The sequence below is a fragment of the Acinetobacter sp. UBA3132 genome, assembly GCF_002364825.1.
GTDB lineage: Bacteria > Pseudomonadota > Gammaproteobacteria > Pseudomonadales > Moraxellaceae > Acinetobacter > Acinetobacter schindleri.
Window position 1 is genome coordinate 1 of sequence record NZ_DEZM01000137.1, and the last position, 3,621, is coordinate 3,621.

General features: G+C 44.0%; 4 protein-coding genes. All 4 read left to right on the forward strand.

The window, feature by feature from the left end; translation table 11 throughout:
* Window positions 1-342 precede the first annotated feature (342 nt).
* The 4 genes from B4033_RS07280 (at window position 343) to tehB (ending at window position 3,519) form a co-directional block, all read left to right on the forward strand.
* A complete protein-coding gene (locus B4033_RS07280) occupies window positions 343-849 on the forward strand; it encodes a hypothetical protein (protein ID WP_286832900.1) in 507 nt (168 codons plus the stop codon).
* 248 nt (window positions 850-1,097) lie between these two features.
* Window positions 1,098-1,601 carry a hypothetical protein gene (locus B4033_RS07285; RefSeq protein WP_048882224.1) on the forward strand — a complete coding sequence of 168 codons (504 nt, stop codon included), beginning with the start codon at window positions 1,098-1,100 and terminating at the stop codon, window positions 1,599-1,601.
* 175 nt (window positions 1,602-1,776) lie between these two features.
* The gene (locus B4033_RS07290) at window positions 1,777-2,526 is read left to right on the forward strand and encodes a hypothetical protein (protein WP_286832903.1); all 750 of its coding nucleotides are present in this window, start codon (window positions 1,777-1,779) and stop codon (window positions 2,524-2,526) included.
* Between the two features lie 120 nt (window positions 2,527-2,646).
* On the forward strand, window positions 2,647-3,519 hold the full coding sequence (gene tehB / locus B4033_RS07295; RefSeq protein WP_286832904.1) for an SAM-dependent methyltransferase TehB: 873 nt from the start codon (window positions 2,647-2,649) through the stop codon (window positions 3,517-3,519).
* Window positions 3,520-3,621: the final 102 nt, after the last annotated feature.

Here is a 3,621-nt window from a genome sequence, read left to right on the forward strand (position 1 = left end):
TAGCTCAGTAGGTAGAGCAACGGATTGAAAATCCGTGTGTCCCCAGTTCGATCCTGGGTCTCGCCACCATATTCAAAAAACCTCAAACCATGTTTGAGGTTTTTTTTCGCCTGTCATTTTGTTATTCAACAGAAAATGATCTTTGCTTATTATCCGGCTTTGAAACTGTGAGCGTCATATGCTTTTAGGTTTCGAGATCGTTTTCCTGAGATGCCATTCATCCGAGCAGGCATGAGTTGTCCAAATAATCCAGGTAATCTAATAGATAAGAATATTAAAAATAGTTTATGACCTCTGCAGTTATACAACTTGGGTGATAGAAAATAAGGGGAAGGCAAGACAATGAATATCATGACAATGTCTGCATTTGGAATCATGCTGGGCACATTCAGCATGGGAGCACTAGCCGACGATGATAAAGTAGCGGTAACGCTGCCGACCTTGACCGTGATGGCGGAACCTGAACTGAGCAATGAAACTGGTTATGTTCCTTTTGTCCAGGAAGAAAAGACTCAGCGTGCCTTACAGCATCAGGTGATGCGCAGTTCCAAGGAAGCCCAGAATTTTGTACTGAATGCACAGGTGATCGAAAATCTGGATTTTCAGCCGCAGAGCCAGCCTGACTTTAGTTCGGTTTCTCCAATGCTGCAGCAATATGTCATGAGTATTGCCCAAGGCCTGCAATCCAGTGATCCAACTCAGGGTTTAAATATCATGCTACAGCCACTGGGGATTGATCGTAGCAATAGCCAATCTGCCGAATATCGTTTTCAACTGCAAATTAATCCGAGCACGATCAAACTCGGTATGCAGGATTATTTTAACAAGCTTTCTTCTGCTCTCCCTTAAGCTCGAAGCAAGCAATCTAATCTTAAGTCTTTGAATCCTCGTTAGTCGGGGATTTTTTATATCTGGAATTTGCGAGAGATTTATCTTTTATTCAAAAGCAATCTGCATAAAAACCGTTTACATCGAACACCAGTAATCATACGGTACTAACCGTCTATCGACGCTCACAGTAATACTCAGCACCTTTACATAAGTTCAAGCAAGAATAAGGTTTCTCCCACTGAAATGACGATGCGGAGGTTTTCCTTATGCGTCCCCTCGACACAACTTTTCTGATGCTACTGAGTCTGTTTACTGCACTGCGTCTGGTTAATGCACATGCTGCACCCGATTCCGTCACCTTGCCGACACTGACTGTGATGGCAGATCGTGAACTGCGTGAAGAAACCGAGTTCATGCTTCCCCTGCAAGAACAATCCAGCCAGAAACAGGCCTTAAAGATGCGAATGATGAAGATTGAACGCGAACTGCAAGACTATACGGTTAATGCTGACTTCGCGGGTGATATCGAGATTCTGCCTACCACCAATCCGGCACGACTGGATAACCTGCCACCAGGGCTGCAACAGTATGTGCAGGCCATTGCCGATGGTTTGCGTTCTCCTGATCCACGTGACGGTATTTATCTGATGCTGGTGCCATTTGGTATTAACCGCGATGCCACTTCAGTTCAGGCGGCTCGGGAACAGTTTAATCCGAATAATGTTGACCGAACGCTGATTAATGAATGGTGTGCTGCCAACGGTTGCTAGGCAGGATTAAACGATTCAGAGCTGGCTTAAAAAAGGAATTTCAGTGAAATTTCCTCGTAGCATGAACTATGTTCCTGCATAGGGTTTTTGTATAGAACAATTGATTTATGTCTAAAAAATCAGCATATTGGCTAAAAGTAAACCTATACATAACTTGCAGCAGGGGAGCATGTGCATGCCGCGTGTCTTTATGATCCTGGCTGGTGCGACACTTGTTGTCTTTGCATGGCTATTTTATCAATACACTGCGCAACAGCAGGAAGAAGCCGAGCTGATCGAATATGAAATTGTTCTGAATGAAAAGACAGCTGAAATCTTTGATCAGGCACAGGACTGGAGCAAGCCGATTCAGTTAGACATTGAAGAAGACCGTCTGGATGGTGATTACGCGGTCATGGCGGAATATGTATTGGGACAGATGCGAGACCGCGCTGAAGAACGTAATCAGTATTTGCGAGATCTGAAAGCAGCGAACTGGGAGCATTTTCTGGATATTGACCGTCTGGAGAAAGATCAGGCGCAAGGTTATAAGGAAACTGAGACCATGCTCAAGCAGGTGCATCAGATTGTGCGGAACTATGAGCAGACCATCCAGCGCCGTGAAGAAAGCCAGATTGAACAGGTCAAGCGGCTCGATATCAAGCAGCGTTATCGTCAGCAGTTGGCACAGAACCTGAAAGCAACCCAGCAGGAAAGTGATGCCTATGCCATCTTCGAAATTGAAAAGCAGAGTCTGGCCAAGGCTGATCAGCTATTTGCCTTGCTCAAGAAATATAAATGGGAAAAACGCAACCGCATGTTTATGTTCCATGATGAAAAAGCGGTGCAGCCCTTTATCGCATTGTATAAAGATATTGAAAACCTGAATAAACAGATGCAGCAAATTAAGACCAAAAATCAGAAAATTGTCGAAGAAGCTTTGTAGCCTGAAAGAGTCATTTAGCTATAAATCATCCTGAGCATGGTGCCAAAAACAGAAGCATGCTATAGATAAACAGGAAATTATCAGTTGAATAAAATGGTGCGAGAACAGGAGCAATGCTGCATGACTCAGGACTTAGTCTGTTATAAGGAAATGCCGATCTGGACACAGGAGCAGATTCCTCAGGGCTTTCAGCGTCCGCATAATACCAAGGCGGGTACTTGGGCCAAACTGACAGTCTTAAAAGGTGAGCTGATTTTTGCCTTGGTTGATGAAAGCGGAGAAGTGCAATCTACTCATGTTTTTACACCTGAGCAGCAACCGCCATTCATTGAACCGCAGCGCTGGCATCAGATTGTCTCTGCCAGTGCAGATGTGGAATGCCAGTTAAAATTCTATTGCGCCCCACAAGATTATTTTCATAAAAAATATGCGATTTCTCCAACACATTCTGAAATTGTGGCTGCTACGCCTTATTTAACGGGTGGTCGTGCCTTAGATGTCGGCTGCGGAGAAGGACGGAATTCGTTGTATTTAAACCAGATGGGCTATGAGGTTGATGCCTGGGATGTGAACTCCCAGAGTCTGGAAAAATTTCAGCAAATTGTTGATGCTGAAGATATTCAGCAGATTCATATTGCACAACGGGATTTGAATGCCGACCCAAGTATTTCTGGCAGCTATGATTTTATCTGCTGTACCGTGGTGATGATGTTCCTGCAAGCCAAGACCGTTCCAGCACTGATTACTCAAATGCAGCAGGCGACCAAAATCAATGGCTATAATCTGATTGTGTGTGCCATGGATACTGATGACATTCCAGCCCAGCCAGATTTTCCTTTTGCCTTTAAGCAAGGTGAATTAAGTGCCTTTTATAAAGACTGGAAGCTGGTTAAATATAATGAGGATGTTGGTGAGCTATATCGCAGGGATGAGCAGGGTAATCGGATCAAACAACATTTTGCCACGATGCTGGCGCAGAAGGTCTCAGCTTAATTTTTTTAATATTTGAAAATACAGGCTGATTACTTAGTCGCAGGCCGTATTTAAAAATAGAAGATAATAAAAAGGGATGTCAGATGACATCCCTTTGCAGTT